This is a genomic window from Methanoregula sp. (assembly GCA_026625165.1).
Taxonomy (GTDB): Archaea; Halobacteriota; Methanomicrobia; order Methanomicrobiales; family Methanospirillaceae; genus MVRE01.
This window is the reverse complement of the sequence record CP112999.1, coordinates 1,956,853-1,978,085: the sequence shown is the minus strand read 5'-3', so window position 1 is coordinate 1,978,085 and position 21,233 is coordinate 1,956,853. Positions and strand designations below refer to the sequence as shown.

Genomic DNA, 21,233 nt, shown 5'->3' with positions numbered 1-21,233 from the left:
GGGAGCCGGGTGGTGGATCCGCGGGCAGTTCCTGGCAAGGATCATCCGTGCAGCACAACCGAACCATCACCCTTAAGCGAACCGCCCCCCAATGTCAGGATCAGGAGTCAGAAAATGTTTGCCCATCATGCTGAGACCGGCTATACCGGATCGCTGCCCGGTATCACCCAGAAGACCCTCGTCTGGGGAAAGAACACGCTTATGGCCGAGTTCCGGTTGAAGAAAGGTGCGGTGCTTCCCCGGCACTCACATCCCCACGAACAGACCGGCTACCTTGTCCGCGGGCACATCACGCTCCGGATAGGAGATGACGAGGCAGACATCCGTCCGGGCGACAGCTGGAACATTCCCGGTAGTATCGAGCATGGGGCAACGATCCATGAAGACTCGGTGGCAATCGAGATCTTTTCCCCGGTCAGGAAAGAATACCTGCCATAACGCACGACCGAGAGTAACAATCCTAAAAAGATTCCGGCAGGACCGACCCCCGCCCAATCAGAATCCTGTGATTGTAAGTTTTATTAGTGAGAACGGTTTACTAAGTAAAAAGAAAACACTAATAGGTGCGATTATGCCTAGTAAAACAAAAATTTCCGATGGATATTCTACCGTCCTCCCGGCTGAGATCCGGAAGATGCTGGACCTGGCGCCGGGCGATATCCTCCAGTGGGACATCGAGGACGGGATCATTACCATACGGCCCCGGAAAAAAGTGACGCTTGCGGGAATCTGCGGCATGATCCAATCGGGCGGGGACGCAGTGCGGGAGAAACGGAACGCCCAGTCCGGTGAATGATGATCCTTGCCGACTCATCGTTCTTCATTGCTCTTGCCGACCGGAAGGATCAATGGCATGCAGGGGCAAAGAAACTCATGCCTGCCATTGCCGGCGAGACTCTCGTCATCTCGGACATGATCCTTGCAGAAGCGGTAACGATCATCGGCCGGCGCAGCGGGGGAAAAGCCGGGGAGCTCCTGTATCATTATTTTATCGACAATTGTGAGATCGTGTTCGCTGATGAGCAAATCCTGAAAAGGGGCATGGCGGTGTTCCTGCGCTATGACGGGACCCTGTCGGTCTCTGACGCGGTATACGTCGCCATCATGGAGATGAAAAAGATCAACCGGATCGTTTCGTTTGATTCGGATTTTGATAAAGTCGATGGGATCGTACGGATCAGCTAAAAAAATTCACGATGAACCAATACCCAATCCTCCAGATAACCAGCAGAACAATAATGGCGACGGGAAAAATCCAAAATAGAAAACGGGCCTGAAGGGATTTGAACCCTTGACCTGCGGATTAAGAGTCCGCCGCTATGCCGACTAAGCTACAGACCCACTTAGACCTAATAATGTGGTTGACAATCGCAAATAAAGGTGTCGAGTAACGTGTCGGGCAGCAAACAGACGGGGATCTCCTGCGTGAGAACGGGGGGCTTCATGTTTTGGCCCGTCATTTGTGTGCTCTCGTTTTTATCTCTTCTGCCGTCAAGAAAATAAAAAAAGGGTTTGTGTGCCTCTCCTGCATTCTTCTGCAATCCCTTAATATCATGGACGCTGACATCAGTGTAACATGCCTGACGCAGCGCCATTTGTGGCCCCGGGACAGGTCAAGTACCTCATATTCGGCTGCGGTACGACCGGCTACAATATCATCCTCGAACTGGTAAAAGAGAACGAGCACGTGGTCGTCGTGGACAAAGACGAGCAGCGGGTCCGCAACCTCCGCGACCAGAAGTACGACGCGTACCAGCGGGACATCAACGCGCCCGATATGCTCACCGGGCTGCCCGAACCCGAGATTGCATTTGTGATGACAAGCGATGCGGAGGCAAACCTTGCCGCGGTCACGGCGATCCGGAAGCGGTACCCGGCGGCACACGTGATCGCACGTTCTATCGATCCCGTGAGCGGCCAAAAGCTCACCGCTGCCGGCGCAGAGTTCGTGCTCTACCCGCAGGAAGTGGTCGCAAAAGCAGCGATCCACCAGATCAAGAAACAGCACGTGAGCCGGATCTCACAGAGGCTCTTTACACTCCTTGCCGGCTGGGAAGGCACGCTGGGCATTATCACCCACCAGAACCCCGATCCTGACGCAATCGCAAGCGCGATGGCGCTTGCCGCGATCGCAAAACACGCAAACCCCAGGTCCCTTACGACCCGGATCTTCTACGAGGGAAATATCGGGCACCAGGAGAACCGGACGTTCGTCAACCTGCTCGACATCAAGATGGAGCACCTCACTTTGGAGGCGCTTGCCAAGTGCAACTACCTCGCGCTCGTTGACACCCCGGCACCGGGGGCCAACAATGACGTCCCGCAGAGCACAAAAATCCATATTATCATCGACCATCACAAGGACGGAAAGCGCCCGGCAGGTTCAGGCACGTTCATCGATATCCGGCCGGGCCTCGGGGCGACGGCCAGCATCCTCACCCAGTACCTGCAGGAGCTTGACATCCCGGTCGACAAGCGCGTGGCTACCGCGCTCATGTACGGCATCCGGGCCGACACAAAGGACTTCAAGCGCAACACTACCCCGCAGGACTTGAACTATGCAGGCTTTCTGCTCCCGCTCACCGATGCAGACCTTCTGGACAAGATCATGTCGCCCTCGCTCTCGCAGGAGACAATTGACGTGCTTGGCAAGGCGATCCAGAACAGGCAGGTGATCAGCGGGTACCTCTTCTCCAATGTTGGCTACGTCATGAACCGGGACGCGCTCCCGCAGGCAGCAGACCTCCTGATCACGCTCGAGGGCGTGAACACGGCGCTCGTGTACGGCATCACCGATACCGCGATCGTCGTCTCCGCCCGCAACCGTGACATCCGGCTCCATGTCGGGAACGCGCTAGCCGAGGCGTTCGGCGACATCGGAGACGCGGGCGGGCACCCGAACATGGCAGCAGCCACACTCCCGCTCCACTACTTTGGCAGGGTGGAGCAGAAAGCCGAGCTCCTCAATATTACCATCGACCCAATCCTCCAGAAGTTCAAGACCCTCGTCGGGCTCGAGAACGAGGGAAAGTAGGATGAAGTATCCGGAGTGGGAACCTCGCTACCTCGAAATCCTCCAGTACTTCAGTTTCGACCGGGCACAAGACGAAGAGGCGGCCCGGCTCCTCGATACGCTTCTTACCCGCGACAACCTCCTGTCCCTTGCCTCGCTCACTGATGGCAGCGAAGTCACGGTCTGCGGAAATGCCCCGCGCCTCAAAGACGAACTAAAAAAGATCAGGGGGGTCGTCTTTGCCGCGGATGCAGCAGCCGAAGTCCTTCTCGATCATGGCATCCGTCCCGATGCAGTCTTCACCGATTTAGACGGGGCGACCGACCGTTTCATCGACATGAACCGTAGTGGGACGATCATCGTTGTCCATGCGCATGGCGACAACATGCCGCTCCTGCGCCACTGGGTGCCCCGGTTCCCCGGCCCGACTGTCGCCACCACGCAGGCCGCCCCACTCCCCCGCGTCCACAACTTCGGCGGGTTCACCGATGGCGACCGTGCGGTCTTTGCCGCCGATGAATTAGGCGCATCGGAAATCACGATCATCGGCTTTGACCTTGATGACAAAGGCGTCGACCCGGTGAAACGGGGCAAACTCTTCTGGGCGCGAAAACTGCTCAGGCTGATCGGGCATGAGTGCTGAAGCGTTCATCCTTGACGGGTACGTGGACGAGCCTGCCTGCCTTGGCGTGCCGCCATATATCTCACCATATATCCGCACTGTTGCCGGGGTGCTTATTACACATCACTATTCTGTCCGGTATCTCACCATCGACCAGCTCCGGAACGATCCCGCACGGATCAACCAGCTCAATGCAACGGAATGTCTTGTCATGATTGCCGGTGTTACGGTACCGGGCAAGTACCTCGGGGGAGCACCTGCAACGCTGACCGAGATACGGCAGATCGGCTCTGCGATACGGGCGGGAAAAAAACTGATCGGGGGGCCGATCGGGTTCGGGTACTCGCCGGAAGGGGGGCAGAAGGCGGTAAAGCAGGCAATTGGCGGGTTTGACAGCATGCTCGCCGGATCCGTTGCCGAGGCCCTTGATGAATACCTGTCCGGCAATGAACCGCACGGCGTCCTTGACTACTCCCGGTCGGATCCATGGAGTATTGCCGGAAGCGGGATCGTCACGCAGCACCCGAATTACCCGCACGTCATGTGTGAGCTGGAGACCGCACGGGGCTGCTCCCACGGGGCATATGGCGGCTGTTCGTTCTGCACCGAACCCTTCTACGGCAGCCCAAAGTACCGGGGCATACCCGGGATTGAAGGTGAAGTGAAGGCACTGTACGCCAGCGGCGCCCGGCACTTCCGGGTCGGCCGGCAGCCGGACATCCTTGCATACGGGGCAGGCAGCGGGGAGTATCCTGCGCCGGAACCTGAGAAGATCGAGGCGCTGTTCCACTCGATCCGTACAGCCGCCCCGGGCCTGAAAACGCTGCATATCGATAACACCAACCCGGCAACCATCGCACGCCACGAAGAGGCGGCCCGCGAGGCACTCAACGCCATCGTCCGGCACCATACCGCAGGCGATGTTGCCGCGTTCGGCATGGAGACTGCCGACCCTGCCGTGATTGCGGCAAACAACCTCAAGGCACAGCCGGATGAAGTGTTCCGGGCAATTGAGATTGTCAACGAAGCCGGGGGGATGCGTAAGGATGGCATCCCGGAACTTTTGCCCGGGCTCAACTTTGTCTGCGGGCTTGCGGGTGAAACAGAGAAGACCTACGAGCTCAACGAACAGTTCCTCGCCCGTGTCCTTGATGCCGGGCTGCTCGTGCGGCGGGTGAACATCCGGCAGCTGATGCCGTTTGAGGGGACGCGGGCGTATGAGAACAACACGCTGGGAAAATACGGCCGCCGGTTCATCGCGTTCAAGGAGAAGGCCCGGCAGCGGTTTGACATTCCAATGGTCCGAAAGGTATTCCCGGCGGGCACGGTAATCCGGGACGTGATCGTGGAAGTCAGCGGCGACCTCTCGTTTGCCCGACCTATGGGGTCGTACCCGATCCTTGTCGGGCTCCCGCTACGGCTCGCCCCGCTGACGATACTTGATGCCGTTGTCGTCGGCCACGGGATGCGGTCGATCACGGCCCTCCCCGTCCCCGTTGCGGTCAATACGCTGCCTCCATCCGCTCTCAAATGGGTACCGGGCCTGGGGAAAAAACAGGTTGTTTCCGTCCTTGCACACCGGCCGTTCAGGACTATGGAAGAGTTTTGGGCAATCGCCGGGAAAACACCGCTCGACCGCCTGATAACCTTATAGGATCAGATCTCTTTTAACTCGACGACTTTGAGGATGTCTGTCCGGGTAACAATGCCAACCACCCTGTCGCCCTCGACCACGGGCACACGCCCGATATCCTTTGCGGTCATGATCCGGAGCACATCGGTCACCGGAGTATCGGGAGTCACCGCGATTACGTCCCGGCTCATCACGTCGCGCACCTGCATCGCGTCCCGGTCGATGGGGGTCCTCCTCTGCACGTCAGCTACTGTCACCATGCCCACGAGGACATCGTGTTCGGTGACGGGGAAGCCGAGGTGCTTGGTCGCGTACATCATCTCGACCACTTTGGTGACCGGCAGGGTGGGCGCGACGGATGTCACCGGGCTGCTCATGATGCTCCCTGCCCGCACGTCTCCTAAAAGGACGCTGTATTTTACCGCAATGGTCTCCTGGCTCGCCCCGATATAGATGAAGAACGCGATGACAAGCAGGAGTGGGTTGAAAAAGACGATCGCGATGATGGCAAACAGGACCGCAAAACCTTTGCCCACATCTGCAGCGATCCGGGTGGCGCGATGAAGCGGCATCCGTTTTGCAAGCCATGCCCGCAGCACCCTGCCGCCGTCCATGGGAAATGCCGGCAGGAGGTTGAAGACAAAGAGGACAATGTTGAGTATTCCGAGGTAGCCAAAGACAAACATGATCAGGCCGGCGACTGCCGTGTCTGTTACAAACGCGGGGGTCGCATACACAATGCCGGTGCAGATAAGCCCGACAAGCAGGCTTGTGAGGGGGCCGACAAGCGCCATCGGCAGCTCCACACGCGGGTCGGGCAACCCCTCCTCCATCGACGCAACCCCGCCAAATATCAGCAGCGTGATGCTGTTGATCCGGATCCCGTTGCGCCGCGCGACGATGGAATGGGCAAGCTCGTGGACAAGCACCCCGGCAAAGAGCCCCAGCGAGATGATCGTCCCAAGGATGTAGGGCATAAGGCCGGCAGTGATCAGGGACGTATCAAAGGAGACGGGAGACGACAGTTCAAATGTTGTCGTGACAAACTCGATGGCATAGGTGATGTCGGTCCCGATGATCCATGCAAAGACCGGTATGATCAGGAAAAATGTGAAATGTACCTGTATCGGGATCCCGAAAATCCGCCCGATCCGAAACGAACCGTCCATATTGAAAGGATTATCTTTTTAACCATTATAGTATATACTTTCATCTGATAGCGATGCAGACCCAGATTACAGAACTTTTCGGGCTTCTGATCTACACTGACAAAGGGATGTTTGTCGGGGAGGTCGAAGATGTCCTTCTCGATGTGGACCAGAAAAAGATTGATGCGATTGTCGTCGGCAAGGTCAACGACCAGCTGGTCGACTTAAAGAACTTCAAAGGCCTGAAGATCCCGTACCGCATCATCTCCGCAATCGACGATATCGTGCTCATCCGCCACCTGCCCGGTGCATTCACCACAGCGGCGCCGCTGGAGTGAGCCTACCAGAAAGGCGGGCACAATACCCTGTCTCTTTTTTCCCTTCACCATAAGCACCCCTTGCCGTATGGAAAACCGCGAACTCTTTGCATCGATCACCACTGTCCCGCCGGTGATCGTGCGTCTTGACGGGCGGGCATTCCACAGGCTCGCCCACATGCTTGGCCTTTCAAAACCGTTTGACGCCCGGTTTTCCCACGCGATGGGCGCCGTCTGCCGGAGCCTCGTTGCCGACAGCGGGCTCTCGCCGGAGTTTGCGTATACGTTCTCCGATGAGATCAGCCTGTACCTCCCAAAACTCCCGTTCTCTGGGCGCGTGGAGAAGATCGATTCGGTTGCCGCATCGTTTGCAGCAAGTGCGCTCACCCTCGCGCTCGAATGCGCCGAACCTATCGCGTTTGACGCCCGCACTATTCCCGTGACGCCCGAATACGTGGTCGAGTACCTGGTGAACCGGCAGGACGAGGCATGGCGGAACCACTTGAACGGCTACTGCCAGCAGGCGCTGATCGCTGATGGCATGAAACCCCGGCAGGCAGCAGCACGGCTCAAAGGGATGCCTTCTAACGAACTCCACGACCTCATGCACGCACGGGGAGTCAACCTCGCAAAGACACCGGCATGGCAGCGCCGGGGCGTGCTTGTATATAAGAAAACAGCGGAGAAGGAAGGGTTCAACCCGCTGACAAAAGAGAAAGTAAAGGCAATACGGAGCAGTGTCATCATTGACGATGACCTGCCCCTGTTCACGTCGCCAGAGGGGCAGGCATTTTTAAGAAAAATTATTTCGACGGGGTAAATATCCCCTCTGAAAGGAACCTTGCGGTCTCATAGGCGATCCATATACATCAACAGAGCACTCCCTCAAGGTATTCCTTGAACACGAAAAGGACTTTTGTGTCTGCATTGAGCCGGTGGAGCACAGTGTCCCGCTCCTGCGGCGTATATACTGGGCTGAGGTCAAACCTGACGACCTTAGTTCTCATCAAAGAGACGTTACGTAAAATAAGATTGTCAAAGACGTCCGGTTCTTTCATCCGGTCGCTATACGATATGAAGACAGGAGCAACAAGGTCGATCCCCCGTGTTTTCACCGCGGGTTCAATGACACCAAACATCGGCGATGAGAAGCTCATGTTCCATTCTGAAACATTATCCTCTATCATTTTTCTGAAGGTTAGAAACCTCGATTCCGGCACTGTGATGTAATATCCGATGTAATGAGGTGGGGAAATCCGGATATCCAGAGAAACGATACGCGTGTAATTATTCACAATTGAGCGGATCTCATCATCCGGCGTCTTTTCATCGATGAGAAAACCATCTATCCACGCGCCAGTTTGATCGGCTTTGGCGTGCCATTCCTCGTTTGTCTGGCAAGGCCGTCCCTGATCCGCTATGGGTACCTCAGGCACTGGCAACGGGGGAGCCGGGAATGCTGTGTCATTGGCCGGAGATGTCAGGGATGTCCCGGTACAACCGGCTCCGAGAATTGTTGCAAAGAGCAGGAAGGCAACAACCGGAACTGCATAAAAAGAACAATCCGGATCGGTCATTTTTCCCTTCAACTCTATGGTACGATGTCCTTACTGACTGTTATATTCTCCTGGTAATTGAAAAAACAGATATCGTTACACATGCTCCGATGGCAGGTATCGCGGAGAGCGGTGCGGGCTGGGGTGGGGGAGCTGATGGTGATTGGAGCGGAACCGTTGCCGGTGCGGTGTCAGCTCGCATTTTCGAAGCGTTGGTTATCCGGTCGAACTCATCATTCACCATCGTTTCAGCCTGTTCCTTTCCCAATTGCTCTGTGAGGAACGCGATGTATCTCTGGTTTCCCGCGATGAACTGTTCGCGCGTGAGCGGGGCATCGAATTCGGATGTGTTGATCGGATACGCTCTGGATTCCACGACCGGGAGAGTAATCCCGTCAATAGTCACCGTGCCATTCTCATTCCGTACAGGTTCAAAACCGTTGATATTTGTTCCGTTCTCCGCTGCTGCTGTCGGGATCACTACCATCGCGGCCAGGAGCAGCGCGAGCAGAACATTCCCTTTTATTAACAATTTTCTGTCATCATCCATTGTTTCAAACCTCAATTGAATGACTTCATCCAGATAATAAGCCACATCCCGGTGAGAATAATCGATACCGCAAGGTAATTTTTCGTCCTCTGTGCTGCACAATATCCTGCAAGCCCGCAGATTGCCGAAAGAAATGCAATAAAAAGTATTGTGCCGGGAACAGGAATAAACACCATATTATCTGAACTGATCAGGAAAAACACGGTAATAAAGAATAGTGGAAACGGGAGTGCCCCGGCAAGTACTGCACCGATACGGTTCCTGGTATACCATCCGTAGATGACGGCAATTGCCGGGAAAATGGAAAACACAATGCAGAAGGCAACGAGCAGCAGGAACCAGGCGACAATATCTCCTGCGGTTCCCTGCGGAGGCATCTTGGTGAAGGTAAAATACCCGATTGCAAGAATTACCGCCTCAATCGTGATCGGCACAATCTGTTCCTTGATTCTGGTCAGCAGGGGCACATCCAAACAGCTCCTCCTTCTAATGCTCCCACTGATGGCACATGATCATATCGGCAGGTTTCTGCAATCAGGACTAAAATTCCAGCGATTATGATCTTTTTCATTGCCCTTCATTCCTTTCGGTCCATCCGGTTCATAATCATGTAAACAATGAGCAGAAGTACCGGGATAATAATCAAAATAGCAAGTTCAATCCAGAATGCCGTCCAACCCAGTTCGCTCCGCATGTTTCGCTGGCTGGAAAAAACAGGCAATATGAACACAAACGCAAAGAAAAGAATGGATATGACGCTCCATTGGATTCGTTTATTCCCGTTTTTCAATAATAAATATGCAAGCAACGCTGCAATAACCGCTTTTGAAAATAAATAGAGCCCTGCAGGCCACCCGTCCAGTTTAATCCCGAAGAACCAGTCCTCCCAGTTGATGATAAAAACAAATAGGGATTCTGCTGCGACAAGAGTGAGGAATAAAGCGCAATATACCCCCAGTAAGTCTGAAACGTGTTGTCTATCCATCGTCATTGTCTGCCTGTGAAGCGGATTGATCTGGAAATTGTCGTTAGTTGCCGGCGTGTGAGATACCAATCGTCATTTGGATGCCTTCGACATCCCAGTCTTTTTCAAGCTGCCATGTCACGCCAGCCGGAGCCGGCTCATCACTGGCACGGATTACGAGCGCTTTTGCCCGGACCTCGTCTGCGATCCCGTCATGCCATGTGACTCGGATCAGGTCGCAGACCCGGGTGTCGCCGACCATGACGTCCGCGGTGATGAAGTCCTCGACGGCAAGATCGAGCTGACGGCGCATCTCCTGGACCCGCCGGATCACCTCTCTGGCATAGCCTTCCGCCTCAAGGTCCGGGAAGAGCGCCACATCGACATACACGGTCGCGTCCTTCATGGGAGCGGAGAAGACATTTACCGGCAACTGTTCTTTAAACGTCACGTGCGCCGGTGTGATCTCAAACGTTTCGGACCCGGATTTGAGCGTTGCAGTGCCGAGAGTGTCGAGCGTTGCCTTCAGTGTTGTCCCGTCAGTGCTCTCGATTGCATCTCTGGCCTTTGTCGAATTCTTCCCGAATGCCGGGCCCAGAGCTTTCATCACCGGCTCGGCCTTCCAGCCAATCCTGTCCCACCGCCCGTCGATCATCGTGACCTTCCGGCTGTTTGTACGCTCGCGGCAGATGGCGTTTAAGCGGGTCATCGCATCCAGCACGCTGCCCGCAGAGGTCACGACCACGCACTCCGCCACCGGCCACCGGAGCTTCCGTTTGCCGGCCTGCCGGGCATTCGCCGCCGCGTCGTCAAATGACTGGGCATAGGCCATATCCGTTTCAAGTGCGCTGTCATAAAGCGCAGCATCACCGGCAAACCAGTCGAGCAGGTGTACGCTTTCAGGGTCATTTGCGCACCGCAGGTTCCCGTACATGGTCTCGGCGATGTGCGGGCAGAAGGGTGCGAGGATCCCGGTCAGCCGGCGCAGCACGAAGTAGATCGTCTCGTACGCGTGTCGCTTGCTTACGGACTCGCCCTCAAGCCACATCCGTTCCCGCACGAGCTGGACATACCAGCGGGAGAGGTCGTCGAGGATGAACGAAACGACCGCCCGGGTCGCCTTATGGAGGGTGCACTCCTTCATGGCAGCATCGACCTGTGCGGCGAGCGAACAGGCCTTCGAAACGATCCAGCGGTCCTCGTCTGCCATGAAGGGCAGGTTTGCGCTTACATAGGTGCCGTTCCACGCACCGTTCTCCGTTTCCGGTTCGAACCGGTCGAGGATCATGTACGGGAGCGGGAACCGGTACACGTTCCAGAGGATGTTTGCCGCACGGTTGATGGTCGAGACGCCCTCCCAGTTGAACTTGAGGTCGTCCCACGGTGCGGATGACGAGAGCACGTAGAGCCGGAGCACGTCCACCCCGACCTTTGCGATAACCTCTTCGGGCGTCACCACGTTCCCAAAGCTTTTTGACATCTTCTTGCCCTCGGCATCCAGCGCAAAACCGTGCATGAGCACGCTTTTGTACGGCGCCTTGCCGAACGCGACCGTGCTCGCTCCCAGCTGCGAGTAGAACCAGCCCCGGGTCTGGTCCTGCCCCTCGGTGATGAACTCTGCAGGCCAGAGCTTTTCGAACTGGTCTGTTTTTCCCGGGTACCCGAGCGTTGCCCACGAAGCGACCGCGGAATCGAACCAGACATCGAAGATGTCCTCCACCCGTTTCATGGTCCCGCCACAGGTGCACGGAACCGTCACGCTGTCCACGTACGGGCGGTGCGGGTCTTTGAGGGGTTTGCCACTCGCCTCTTCGAGTTCACGGATTGTGCCGATGACCCGGTACTTGTCGCATTTCCCGCATACCCAGACCGGTATCGGGATGCCCCAGTACCGCTGGCGGGAGATGCACCAGTCCCGGGCTTCCTTGATCCAGTCGTAGAACCGTGCACTGCCCGCCCAGTCAGGATACCAGGTGACGGCAGCCACCTCGTCAAGCATTTTATCCCGCATCTCCGCCGCCTTGATGAACCACTGGGATGTCGCCCGGAAGATGATCGGGGTCTTGCACCGCCAGCAGTGCCCGTACCGGTGGACGACCGATGCTGTTGCCATCAGCCTGTCGCCGAGCGCTGCGAGCACGTCTGCATCCGCGTCCTTGACAAACTTACCGGCAAACTTCCCCGCCTCGTCCTTAAAGCGCCCTGCCCCGTCAACCGGGCAGACAATGTCGAGGCCTTCCTTTGTTCCCAGCACGAAGTCGTCCCAGCCGTGCCCGGGAGCAATATGAACCAAGCCGGTGTTCTCCATGGCAACAAAGTCTGCGGCCACGACCCGGTGCCGGATCTCCTTTTGGAGCGGGACGAAATCCGCAAGCGGGGAGTCGTATTCCAGCCCGATAAGTGCGGTGCCCGGTTGTTTGTCAAGCACGCTGTAATCCTTGTACCGCCCTTTTTTGAGCACGCTCTCCACGAGGTCGGCGGCGATCCAGAGTATCTCCTCTTTGCCGTCTTTTACCGCCTTTATTTTTGCGTAGATGAAGTCTTTTGAGACCGCGACCGCGACGTTTGCCGGGAGCGTCCACGGTGTCGTCGTCCAGATGACGAGGGACTCGTCTGCTTTTCCGGTGAGGGGGAACTTGACAAAGATCGAGGGGTCGGTCTCGTCCCAGTATTCCACTTCGGCGTCCGCGATTGCCGTCTCGCACCGGGGGCACCAGTTCACGACCCGGTGCCCGCGTTCGAGCATCCCTTTTGCATCGGCACGGGCAAGGGTCCACCACGCCGCCTCGATATATCCGGGCTCCACGGTCTGGTATGCGTTTGCAAAATCGAGCCATACGCCAAGGTTTTCGAACTGTGTGTCCATGAGGAGCTTGTTTTTTACCGCGAACTCCCGGCACTTCTCGATGAACGGCTGGATGCCGAACGTCTCGATATCCTTTTTGGACTTAAACCCCAGCGCCTGCTCGACCTTGACTTCAATGGGCAGCCCGTGCATGTCATAGCCCGCACGGTCGATCACGTCCCGCCCGTTCATCCGGTAATAACGCAGGACACTGTCTTTGATGATCTTGTTCCATGCAGTGCCGAGGTGGATGTGCCCGGTGGTATAGGGCGGGCCATCGACAAAGAAAAACGGCCTGCCATGCCTGCGCAGCTCCTTTACTTTTTTATACGTGTCGTTGGTGCGCCAGTATTCCCGCACACCCTGTTCAATGCCTTTTGCGTCAAAGTTCGCGGTGACTTCCTTCACGTTGCCCCTCTGTACATTGGACGTAACAGCCCAAGCGTGTTAAAAATGTTGGTGTCAATGGACAAAGTAGTTTTTCACAGGATGATGACTTGCGGATACTAGGTCAGGGTGCAGGGGCAGCAGGGTTATCGATCCTATAAAAAAGGAAAAAAGATGCGGGAAAGTTATCGTTTTACCCTCTTACCCAACACCACAGAGCCTGCAATCCCCGCAACCGTAAGGAGCAGCCCGAAACCGGGTGCCTTTGTTGCCTGAGGTGTGGCGCGGCCCTGCTGACCGGCAGGCACCATCGCGGCGATGAACTCCGCTGTCTGATCAGCCGTGACAGTGATTGACGTGGGGAAATCCTCGTATTCCTCCATCGTAAAAAGAACCGCATGGGTCCCGGCAGTGACAGAACGCCTACCTGCGGGAGCGATCCCAATATAGGTACCGTCGATATACACCTTTGCTCCGGGCGGACGCGAGTAAAGCATAACAGATCCCTGCCCGGCTTGCGGCGGCAATGAAACGGTGGTTGTGGTTGTTGCCTGCATAAGGGTTGGTGCCGTTGTCGCAGTGAAGGTGCCGGAAGCCTGGACAAGCGTCACGTAAAGAGGTAACGACTGCCCGGCAGCCACTGATACTGATGCAATATAATCGTTGTAACCTGCCAGACTGACTTTGATGGCGTGGGAGGCCGGAGCAAGATCTGCTGTTACCGGTGCAGATCCATAGTATACGCCGTCAATATAAACGGTTGCACCTGCAGGTGTCGAGAAGACCGATACCGTTCCTGTCTGCGGCACCAAAACGAGGTTCACTGTCAATGTGGTTGTCTGGTCCGCAGCGATCACCACCGTTGTCGAATAATCGTTAAAATTGATCTTTGTCACCTTCACGTTATGCGATCCTGCGTTTACGGCGCCGGTATAGGGTGTCATGCCAACCATGACATCATCGACAAGTACACGCGCTTGCGAAGGTGTCGATGCGACTGAGAGCGTTCCGGTCTGCGGGACCGGTACAAGAACCGGGTTGACCGTGGTTATCTGGTTTGAGAATATTGCAACCGTGGTTGTGTAGTCCTGATATCCTACCTGTGTCACCTTCACTGTATAATGACCCGAATCAAGTTTGGTCGCAAATGGGGTTGCCCCGACATACTGGTCATTGATGAATACGCGTGCTGACGAGGGATTGGATTCCACGATCAGGGAACCGAGAGGATCAGCTGCCCCGGCACACATGGGAAGGATCAGGAGGGCGATTATTAAAACGGGAACTGCAGATCCGGGCAAACACCGGAAATATTCCCTATCCGGGACGAAATTCCAGTTCATACATGTAACTCTCAATCCGCACCTGCTATATAATGATTATCTCATGGAGGGTCCAGGCCAGGCATGCATGTGCCGCCTGATCAGGATCGGGCAGTTCTTAAAGCATCCCGTTTGATGCACACGCCCTCTATAATCTCCTTGAAAAGGAAGTTGTCCCCCTCCATTATTCCACTTCCCCTGACGGCATCCCGGCAGCCGCGATCTGAAGCGGGCACAGGCGTTTGCAAAAAAGATGGTGGGAGTGAAACCGGTAAACAGAATGTCTTTCTTATTGACTTGGGTATAATTTCAATCCAGCACCAAAAATCTGACTAAAATTCAACAGATCATCTTATTTTTAAACACTCCCGGGGGCGTCGTTTCCGGCTTGCTCCCGCTGATAGGGCATTCTCCACAGTGTGATAGTCAGCAAACACGTTTTGGCTTTTTTAATCGTGGTACTCTCACAAATACCCTCAAAAATAATACAGCAAATGATGGTCTTAAACAGCCATAAAACCCCCATTTTGTGTAATCTGCGATTATTGATCCTGTCATGAAATTTGAATCAATTCCTCATTATCATCAGTTAATCGCAATGCAAAACATTACCCTGTCGGGATAATTATGCCCCGGAAAATTTATATATAAAATAGGCAATTATAACTCATCAACCTAAAGACTAATAATAGACTCACCATTTAGTCTGCGACGATCTGATTCTCATTATATCTGGCAATGGGTTATCACAAGAGTCTTCCTTGTTGCCTGCACTTATAGGACACACCGAAATCGTGGGAGGTATGAGGTATGGGACCCATGAACAAAATTTCCGGCGTTCTTGTTTTCACGCTTGACGAGCAGCGGTACGGGCTCGAACTCCCTGTTGTCGAGCGGGTGTTCCCGATGGTGGAGGTTACTCCGCTCCCGAAATCTCCGGATATTGTTCTTGGAATTATCAATGTTCGTGGATCCTTGGTCCCGGTCTTTGACATCCGCAGGAGGTTTGGATGCAGCGAACGGGAATGCGGAATCTCTGACCAGCTCATTCTCGCCAGTACAAAGAAACGCAGGGTTGCCCTCCCAGTTGATACCGTGCAGGGAGTGGTTGAACCCGCCAGCAAACCTGTCGACGCTGGCGAGATCCTCCCCGATCTTCCCTATATTCAGGGTGTCGTAAAATTGCCCGATGGACTGGTCCTGATTCATGATCTCGATACGTTCCTGTCGCTTGATGAAGAGACAGCACTGAATGTTGCGTTGCCCGGGGGTGGGATTTAATCATGGGGGAATCCGGGTTTGCCGAGGATGAACTTGCGCAGTTCAGTGAGTTTGTAAAAAACCGGATCGGGCTCCATTTCCCGGTCGGAAGGTATGAAGATCTCCGTCGGGGGATCACTGCGATCGCTGCCGAACAGGGATTTGATGATCCCTCGTCATGCCTTACGTGGATCATGTCAGATACACTTGACCGTTCCCTTGTGGAGACCCTTGCTTCCGCCCTCACGGTAGGAGAGACCTATTTCTTCCGTGACCCGAAGGTATTTGAAGCGATTGAACATTCGGTTCTCCCTGCTGTCATCTCCCGGCGCAGGGAACAGGAAAAGTTCCTGCGGATCTGGAGCGCCGGATGCAGTACCGGTGAAGAGGCATACAGTCTCGCCATCCTTCTCCTGCGAACCCTTCACGATATCGATGACTGGTCAATTGCCCTTCTTGCCACGGACATCAACCCGAAAGCACTGAAAAAAGCAGAATCCGGCATCTACAGCGAATGGTCGTTCCGCTCCAATCCCCAATGGGTAAAAGACCGCTATTTCCGGAAACTGGGCGACGGCAGGTATGAGATCAACACCACGATCAGAGACCTTGTCACATTCTCGTACCTGAACCTTGTTGAGGACGCTTACCCTGCCCTCCTCACCAATACGAACGCGATGGATATCATCCTCTGTCGCAATGTCCTCATGTACTTCTCGAAAGACGCGGCTCAGGCGACGATAGAAAAGATCCAGCGCTCCCTTGTACCGGATGGCAGGCTCATTGTCAGTGCAACTGAAACGTCGCTTGTTTCCAACCAGCACCTTGTACCGGAGATCTGCAACGGTATGACAACCTACCGGAAATCGGATATCATGCAGCCCGGTCAGGTACCTGCAGCCCCCACGATCCACGGAGTATTTTCCATTCCGGACGTCTTCAAGCCGATTCCCGTCAGCGCACCTGGAACAGTTAATCAGGGTGATTCAGTTGTAAAACCTGCAGAAACGCTCAAACCCGCAGGTGTCCTCGCTGCCATGCAAACGGAGCGTCCGTCTGGTCCCCGGTTGCCAGAAAAAGATCCGTATATTACTGCTGTCGTACTGTTCGAATCAGGAGACTATCCCGGCGCGGAGAAAAATCTTGTCCGCTATACTGCAGTGCACCGCCACGATCATAGGGCCATGGCACTCATGGCGCAGGTACTGGCAAACCGGGGAGACCTTGCCGGGGCACGCGGATGGTGCGAAAAGGCGATTGCACAGGACAAACTGAATCCGTTCTATCACCATATTCTGGCGACGATCCGTCAGGAGGAGGGGGCAATCGATGCCGCCATTGGAGAACTGCGCCGGGCGCTGTATGCCGATCCCTCTTACATCCCTGCGCACTTCACGCTGGCAAACCTCAGGCGCCGGCAGGGAATGCTTAAGGAGTCAGATGTTCATTTCCGGAACGCACGTATGCTGCTCCAAAGCCACCAGCCCGGTGAGATTATCGGGGGTGCCGGCGGGATGAGTGCTGCCGGCCTTGATCGGATTATCTGTTCGATCATCGGAAAGGAGGGTATCGCATGATAACAATAAAACAATCTCTGTCAGGGAAGAAGCAACCGGTGAACTGGGGCGATGTGCATCACCGGCTCGATGCTGCAAGGCTGGCAATCGAGCACCTCAGGGCACCGGCTGCAGAGGACAGAAAACGGATCCTCAGGGAACGTGCAAGACTGCTCGCACAAGAAGAAGAAAAAATTCCGGATCAGAATAGCATCTCTGTTGTCGAATTTATGCTCGCCTCAGAGCACTACGGGATCGAATCTTCCTTTGTTAAGGAGGTATTGCAGATCAGGGACCTTACCCATCTTCCCGGTACTCCACCGTTTCTGCTGGGTATCATCAATATCCGGGGAGAGATTTGCTCGGTCATCGATCTGAAAAAATTCTTCAGCCTTCCGGAACTGGGGCTCCCGGAATTCAATAAAGTGATTGTTATCCAGAATGAGTCAATGAAATTCGGAATCGTTGTCGATTCTGTTGTCGGTTCCCGCCAGATCCTTCACATGTCCCTGAAACCCCTGCCGCCGACATTTACCGGCATCCATACGGATTATGTGAAGGGTGTGGCACCCGGGCCGGTTGTCATTCTTGACGGGGAAAGAATTCTGGCAGACCGGAACCTTGTCGTAAATGAACAGGTGTAGGATGAAAAAATAACGAGGTAAAAAAATGAAAGCGTTTCGTGATTTTCCGGTAAAGGCCAAGCTCTTTGTGAGTTTTGGCATCATGATCCTGCTGCTCGTTATCGTGGCAGCAACGGCGTATCTGAGTGTAGCCTATATACAGGAGAATAATAAGAAAATCCATGACAGCGATCTCGCCAATGTAATCGACGTCCTTGAGGTCCGTGGTTACACCTCGGAGAACCGTGACGAAGTCCTTTCGATGATCGTTGAAAAAAACAAGTCAGCCATTGAACAGAAACGGCAGGATATCATCCAGCGAAAGGCACTCGTCGACGGGAAGATGAAAGACCTTCTTTCCCGCAACGCGAATGACCCGGTTCTCCTCCCAAAGTTGCAGTCTTTCAACGAACTCAGGATCGAATACGCAGACACGAGAGACAATGAGCAGATCCCCCTTATCCTTTCGGGAAAACGTGAAGAAGCAACCCAGCTAGCACTGGGGATCCAGCAGCAGCGGTATTCGCAAATCGAACCGATGGTCGATGATATTGTGACCATCACAGAGCAGCGTGTTTCGGATTCTCTAAGGCAGACCGATCAGCTGGCAGCGCAGATGAACACCATCATCCTGATCGCAGTGCTAGCCGCTCTTCTGCTGGGACTCGGTTTGTCCTACCTCCTCACGCAGAGCATCTCCTCCCCGATAAGCACCCTTGCTGAAAATGCAGACCGGATTGCCAAAGGAGATCTCACCGTACAGACTACGACAGAATCCCGGGCTGATGAGATCGGTATGTTGAATGCCTCGTTTGCCACGATGGTGAAGAACCTGCGCGATGTCCAGACGGATTTATCCGCGGGCATCGGTGTGCTTGCCTCCTCCTCATCTGAGATCCTTGCCACTACCACCCAGATCGCCGCCGGTGCAGCAGAGACAGCTTCTGCCGTAAGCGAGACTACCGCAACGGTCGAAGAAGTGAAACAGACTGTCGACCTTGCCAGCCAGAAGGCAAAAAGCGTTGCCGAAAGTTCCCAGCAGGCATCCGCAATAGCGCAGTCAGGACAGAAGGCAGTCGATGAGGTGGTCGGGAGCATGCACCGTGTCCAGGAACAGATGGAATCCATTGCCGACAACGTGGTGCAGCTCGCCGAGAAGAGCCAGGCAATCGGCGAGATCATCGTCACGGTGAACGATATCGCTGAACAGTCCAATATTCTCGCTGTCAATGCTTCTATCGAGGCGGCAAAGACGGGAGAGCAAGGCAAAGGATTCGGTGTTGTGGCACAGGAGATCCGTACTCTTGCCGAGCAATCGAAAGAGGCGACCGCACAGGTCAGGACCATCCTCACCGATATCCAGCGGGGTGTGAGCTCCGCAGTGATGGCAACTGAACAGGGGAACCGGACGGTTGCCGAGAGCATGAAACAGTCGACCGAGGCAGGGGAATCCATCCGGGTGCTCGCAGGTACCGTCGGGGAATCTTCAAAAGCGGCGACCCAGATTTCAGCATCCAGCCAGCAGCAGCTCGTAGGAATGAACCAGATCGTTCAGTCGATGGAGAACATCAAGCAGGCAAGCCAGCAGAACCTGAAAGGCACACAACAGGCCGAAACCGCAGCAAAGAACCTCCACGATCTTGGGCAGAAACTCAAAGAGATCGCAGGCAGGTACCGGATTTAAGGGTTGATCACGTTGATTCAGGAAGTAAGCACAAACACCGGTTCAGGATTCAGAGAGAGTCAGGACATAAAGAAAAAAATGAGTGGAGGAGAGGTGGAATACAATGCCTGAAACCAAAGCACATTCAAACATATTCAAAGTCATTGTCTTAACAATTATTCTCCCCATTATCGGCCTGGGGTTTCTCGGGGTAACAACAGAAGGATGGACATGGCTTGAGATACCATTCCATTCCGTTCTGGAAGCGATGGGAGTCTTTGCAGGGTTGTTCCTCGCCTGGATATTTATTTCCGGGAAAGAAGACAAGGAAAATGGCGGTTATTATACCTGGATCGCTGCAGCGCTTATCGGGATGGCTATCCTTGACGGGTTCCATGCTTCTGTCACCCCCGGTAATCTTTTTGTCTGGTTCCACACCATCGCAGTCCTTGCCGGTGGATCCCTCTTTCTTGTTGCCCTTGGCGTAATCCGCAGCGATCAGGGACGGGGAAACACGACAGCTCCGGTTATTGCCGGGGTCGTGGTCGTCCTGATCGGTTTATACTCGATCATCGCTCCGGACTCTGTACCGGTCGTGATGGTCGGGGGCGTTTTTACCTTAACCGGCATCATCATGAATGTCATCGCCGGCATTCTGTTCCTTTGTGCAGGGTTCTGGTTCCTCTCTCGTTACCGGCAGAACGGGCAGCTTGTGGAACTGTTTTTTGGCAGTTTTTGTCTGCTCAATGGCGTGGCAGCCGCTGTGTTTCCCTTATCAGCCCCGTGGCTGGCGAGCTGGTGGCTGTGGCACTTCCTTCGCCTCGCCGCCTACCTCGTCCTGCTGGGGTATGTTTATTATGTATTCCAGCAGACCAGCCGGAAATTACTGGAATCCTCAAAAATTATCCTTAGGAAGCTTGAACTGGAAAAAACCATGGAGGAACTTAACGGAGCAATTCAGGTCCTCGCCTCCTCCTCATCCGAGATCCTTGCCACCACCACCCAGATCGCCGCCGGTGCAGCAGAGACCGCGTCTGCCATCGGCGAGACCACCTCAACCATTGAAGAAGTCAAGCAGACGGTAGACCTTGCCAGCCAGAAGGCAAACAATGTTGCCGAAGGTTCCCGGCAGGCATCCGCAATCGCGCAGTCCGGGCAGAAGGCTGTCGATAATGTGGTGAGCAGCATGCACCGGGTGCAGGAACAGATGGAGTCCATCGCCGATAACGTGGTGCAGCTTGCCGAGAAGAGCCAGGCAATCGGGGAGATCATCGTGACGGTGAACGATATTGCAGAACAGTCCAATATCCTCGCGGTCAATGCGTCCATCGAGGCGGCAAAAGCAGGCGAGCAGGGCAAGGGGTTCGGCGTCGTGGCGCAGGAGATCCGCACGCTTGCCGAGCAGTCGAAAGAGGCGACCGCACAGGTCAGGACCATCCTTACCGATATCCAGCGGGGCGTGAGCGCCTCGGTGATGGCAACCGAGCAGGGGAACCGGACGGTTGCCGAGAGCATGAAACAGTCCACTGAGGCAGGAGAATCCATCCGGGTGCTCGCAGGTACCGTTGCGGAATCTGCAACAGCGGCAACCCAGATCGCCGCTTCAAGCCAGCAGCAGCTCGTGGGAATGAACCAGATCGTGCAGTCAATGGAGAACATCAAGCAGGCAAGCCAGCAGAACCTGAAAGGCACACAACAGGCCGAAACCGCAGCAAAGAACCTCCACGATCTTGGGCAGAAACTCAAGCAAATCGCCGACAGATACCGGCTATAA

The 21,233-nt window shown here is 55.0% G+C and carries 20 protein-coding genes and 1 tRNA gene; 13 read left to right on the top strand and 8 right to left on the bottom strand.

Annotated features, from left to right (window positions below):
• Window positions 1-12: 12 nt before the first annotated feature.
• The 3 genes from OS112_10380 to OS112_10370 all read left to right on the top strand — a co-directional run bounded on the left by OS112_10380 (window position 13) and on the right by OS112_10370 (window position 1,185).
• On the top strand, window positions 13-438 hold the full coding sequence (locus OS112_10380) for a cupin domain-containing protein (GenBank protein ID WAC04844.1): 426 nt from the start codon (window positions 13-15) through the stop codon (window positions 436-438).
• 133 nt (window positions 439-571) lie between these two features.
• Window positions 572-796, top strand: coding sequence for an AbrB/MazE/SpoVT family DNA-binding domain-containing protein (locus tag OS112_10375; protein WAC04843.1), 225 nt, complete (start codon window positions 572-574; stop codon window positions 794-796).
• Window positions 793-1,185, top strand: coding sequence for a PIN domain-containing protein (locus tag OS112_10370; protein WAC04842.1), 393 nt, complete (start codon window positions 793-795; stop codon window positions 1,183-1,185). The genes OS112_10375 and OS112_10370 overlap by 4 nt, the downstream gene beginning before the upstream one ends.
• Before the next feature lie 83 nt (window positions 1,186-1,268).
• Here the strand turns inward: OS112_10370 and OS112_10365 are convergent.
• A tRNA-Lys gene (locus tag OS112_10365) sits at window positions 1,269-1,341 on the bottom strand.
• A gap of 235 nt (window positions 1,342-1,576) precedes the next feature.
• Between OS112_10365 and OS112_10360 the strand changes: the two genes are divergently transcribed.
• The 3 genes from OS112_10360 to OS112_10350 are packed head-to-tail and all read left to right on the top strand — an operon-like array spanning window position 1,577 to window position 5,289.
• Complete coding sequence (locus tag OS112_10360) at window positions 1,577-3,034, top strand: DHH family phosphoesterase (protein WAC04841.1); 1,458 nt, start codon at window positions 1,577-1,579, stop codon at window positions 3,032-3,034.
• 1 nt (window position 3,035) lies between these two features.
• Window positions 3,036-3,656, top strand: coding sequence for a DUF115 domain-containing protein (locus tag OS112_10355; GenBank protein WAC04840.1), 621 nt, complete (start codon window positions 3,036-3,038; stop codon window positions 3,654-3,656).
• Window positions 3,646-5,289 (top strand): radical SAM protein, encoded by a 1,644-nt coding sequence (locus tag OS112_10350; GenBank protein ID WAC04839.1) that lies wholly within the window; start codon window positions 3,646-3,648, stop codon window positions 5,287-5,289. The genes OS112_10355 and OS112_10350 overlap by 11 nt, the downstream gene beginning before the upstream one ends.
• A 2-nt stretch (window positions 5,290-5,291) precedes the next feature.
• Here the strand turns inward: OS112_10350 and OS112_10345 are convergent, their stop codons facing one another.
• Window positions 5,292-6,437: a CBS domain-containing protein gene (locus tag OS112_10345; protein ID WAC04838.1), complete on the bottom strand. Its 1,146-nt coding sequence runs from the start codon at window positions 6,435-6,437 to the stop codon at window positions 5,292-5,294.
• A gap of 53 nt (window positions 6,438-6,490) precedes the next feature.
• Between OS112_10345 and OS112_10340 the strand changes: the two genes are divergently transcribed.
• Both OS112_10340 and OS112_10335 read left to right on the top strand, forming a co-directional pair.
• Window positions 6,491-6,754 carry a PRC-barrel domain-containing protein gene (locus OS112_10340; protein ID WAC04837.1) on the top strand — a complete coding sequence of 88 codons (264 nt, stop codon included), beginning with the start codon at window positions 6,491-6,493 and terminating at the stop codon, window positions 6,752-6,754.
• 67 nt (window positions 6,755-6,821) lie between these two features.
• Complete coding sequence (locus tag OS112_10335; GenBank protein ID WAC04836.1) at window positions 6,822-7,553, top strand: tRNA 5'-guanylyltransferase; 732 nt, start codon at window positions 6,822-6,824, stop codon at window positions 7,551-7,553.
• Between the two features lie 49 nt (window positions 7,554-7,602).
• On the opposite strand, the gene OS112_10330 is transcribed toward OS112_10335, so the two are convergent.
• The 6 genes from OS112_10330 to OS112_10305 form a co-directional block, all read right to left on the bottom strand.
• Window positions 7,603-8,310 carry a hypothetical protein gene (locus tag OS112_10330; GenBank protein ID WAC04835.1) on the bottom strand — a complete coding sequence of 236 codons (708 nt, stop codon included), beginning with the start codon at window positions 8,308-8,310 and terminating at the stop codon, window positions 7,603-7,605.
• A gap of 40 nt (window positions 8,311-8,350) precedes the next feature.
• Window positions 8,351-8,839, bottom strand: coding sequence for a hypothetical protein (locus OS112_10325; GenBank protein ID WAC04834.1), 489 nt, complete (start codon window positions 8,837-8,839; stop codon window positions 8,351-8,353).
• Between the two features lie 11 nt (window positions 8,840-8,850).
• Window positions 8,851-9,312 (bottom strand): hypothetical protein, encoded by a 462-nt coding sequence (locus OS112_10320; GenBank protein ID WAC04833.1) that lies wholly within the window; start codon window positions 9,310-9,312, stop codon window positions 8,851-8,853.
• A 104-nt stretch (window positions 9,313-9,416) separates the two neighbouring features.
• The gene (locus tag OS112_10315; protein WAC04832.1) at window positions 9,417-9,824 is read right to left on the bottom strand and encodes a hypothetical protein; all 408 of its coding nucleotides are present in this window, start codon (window positions 9,822-9,824) and stop codon (window positions 9,417-9,419) included.
• 43 nt (window positions 9,825-9,867) lie between these two features.
• On the bottom strand, window positions 9,868-13,056 hold the full coding sequence (ileS, locus tag OS112_10310; GenBank protein ID WAC04831.1) for an isoleucine--tRNA ligase: 3,189 nt from the start codon (window positions 13,054-13,056) through the stop codon (window positions 9,868-9,870).
• A 164-nt stretch (window positions 13,057-13,220) separates the two neighbouring features.
• Window positions 13,221-14,378 (bottom strand): PEGA domain-containing protein, encoded by a 1,158-nt coding sequence (locus OS112_10305; GenBank protein WAC04830.1) that lies wholly within the window; start codon window positions 14,376-14,378, stop codon window positions 13,221-13,223.
• Between the two features lie 789 nt (window positions 14,379-15,167).
• Here OS112_10305 and OS112_10300 point away from each other — a divergent pair.
• The 5 genes from OS112_10300 (at window position 15,168) to OS112_10280 (ending at window position 21,233) form a co-directional block, all read left to right on the top strand.
• Window positions 15,168-15,638: a chemotaxis protein CheW gene (locus OS112_10300; GenBank protein WAC04829.1), complete on the top strand. Its 471-nt coding sequence runs from the start codon at window positions 15,168-15,170 to the stop codon at window positions 15,636-15,638.
• A gap of 2 nt (window positions 15,639-15,640) precedes the next feature.
• Entirely contained in the window at window positions 15,641-17,194 is a 1,554-nt protein-coding gene (locus OS112_10295) for a hypothetical protein (GenBank protein WAC04828.1), read from the top strand.
• Window positions 17,191-17,817 carry a chemotaxis protein CheW gene (locus tag OS112_10290; protein WAC04827.1) on the top strand — a complete coding sequence of 209 codons (627 nt, stop codon included), beginning with the start codon at window positions 17,191-17,193 and terminating at the stop codon, window positions 17,815-17,817. Before OS112_10295 ends, OS112_10290 begins: the two co-directional genes overlap by 4 nt.
• A 25-nt stretch (window positions 17,818-17,842) precedes the next feature.
• On the top strand, window positions 17,843-19,480 hold the full coding sequence (locus tag OS112_10285) for a methyl-accepting chemotaxis protein (protein ID WAC04826.1): 1,638 nt from the start codon (window positions 17,843-17,845) through the stop codon (window positions 19,478-19,480).
• A 103-nt stretch (window positions 19,481-19,583) separates the two neighbouring features.
• Window positions 19,584-21,233: a methyl-accepting chemotaxis protein gene (locus OS112_10280; protein WAC04825.1), complete on the top strand. Its 1,650-nt coding sequence runs from the start codon at window positions 19,584-19,586 to the stop codon at window positions 21,231-21,233.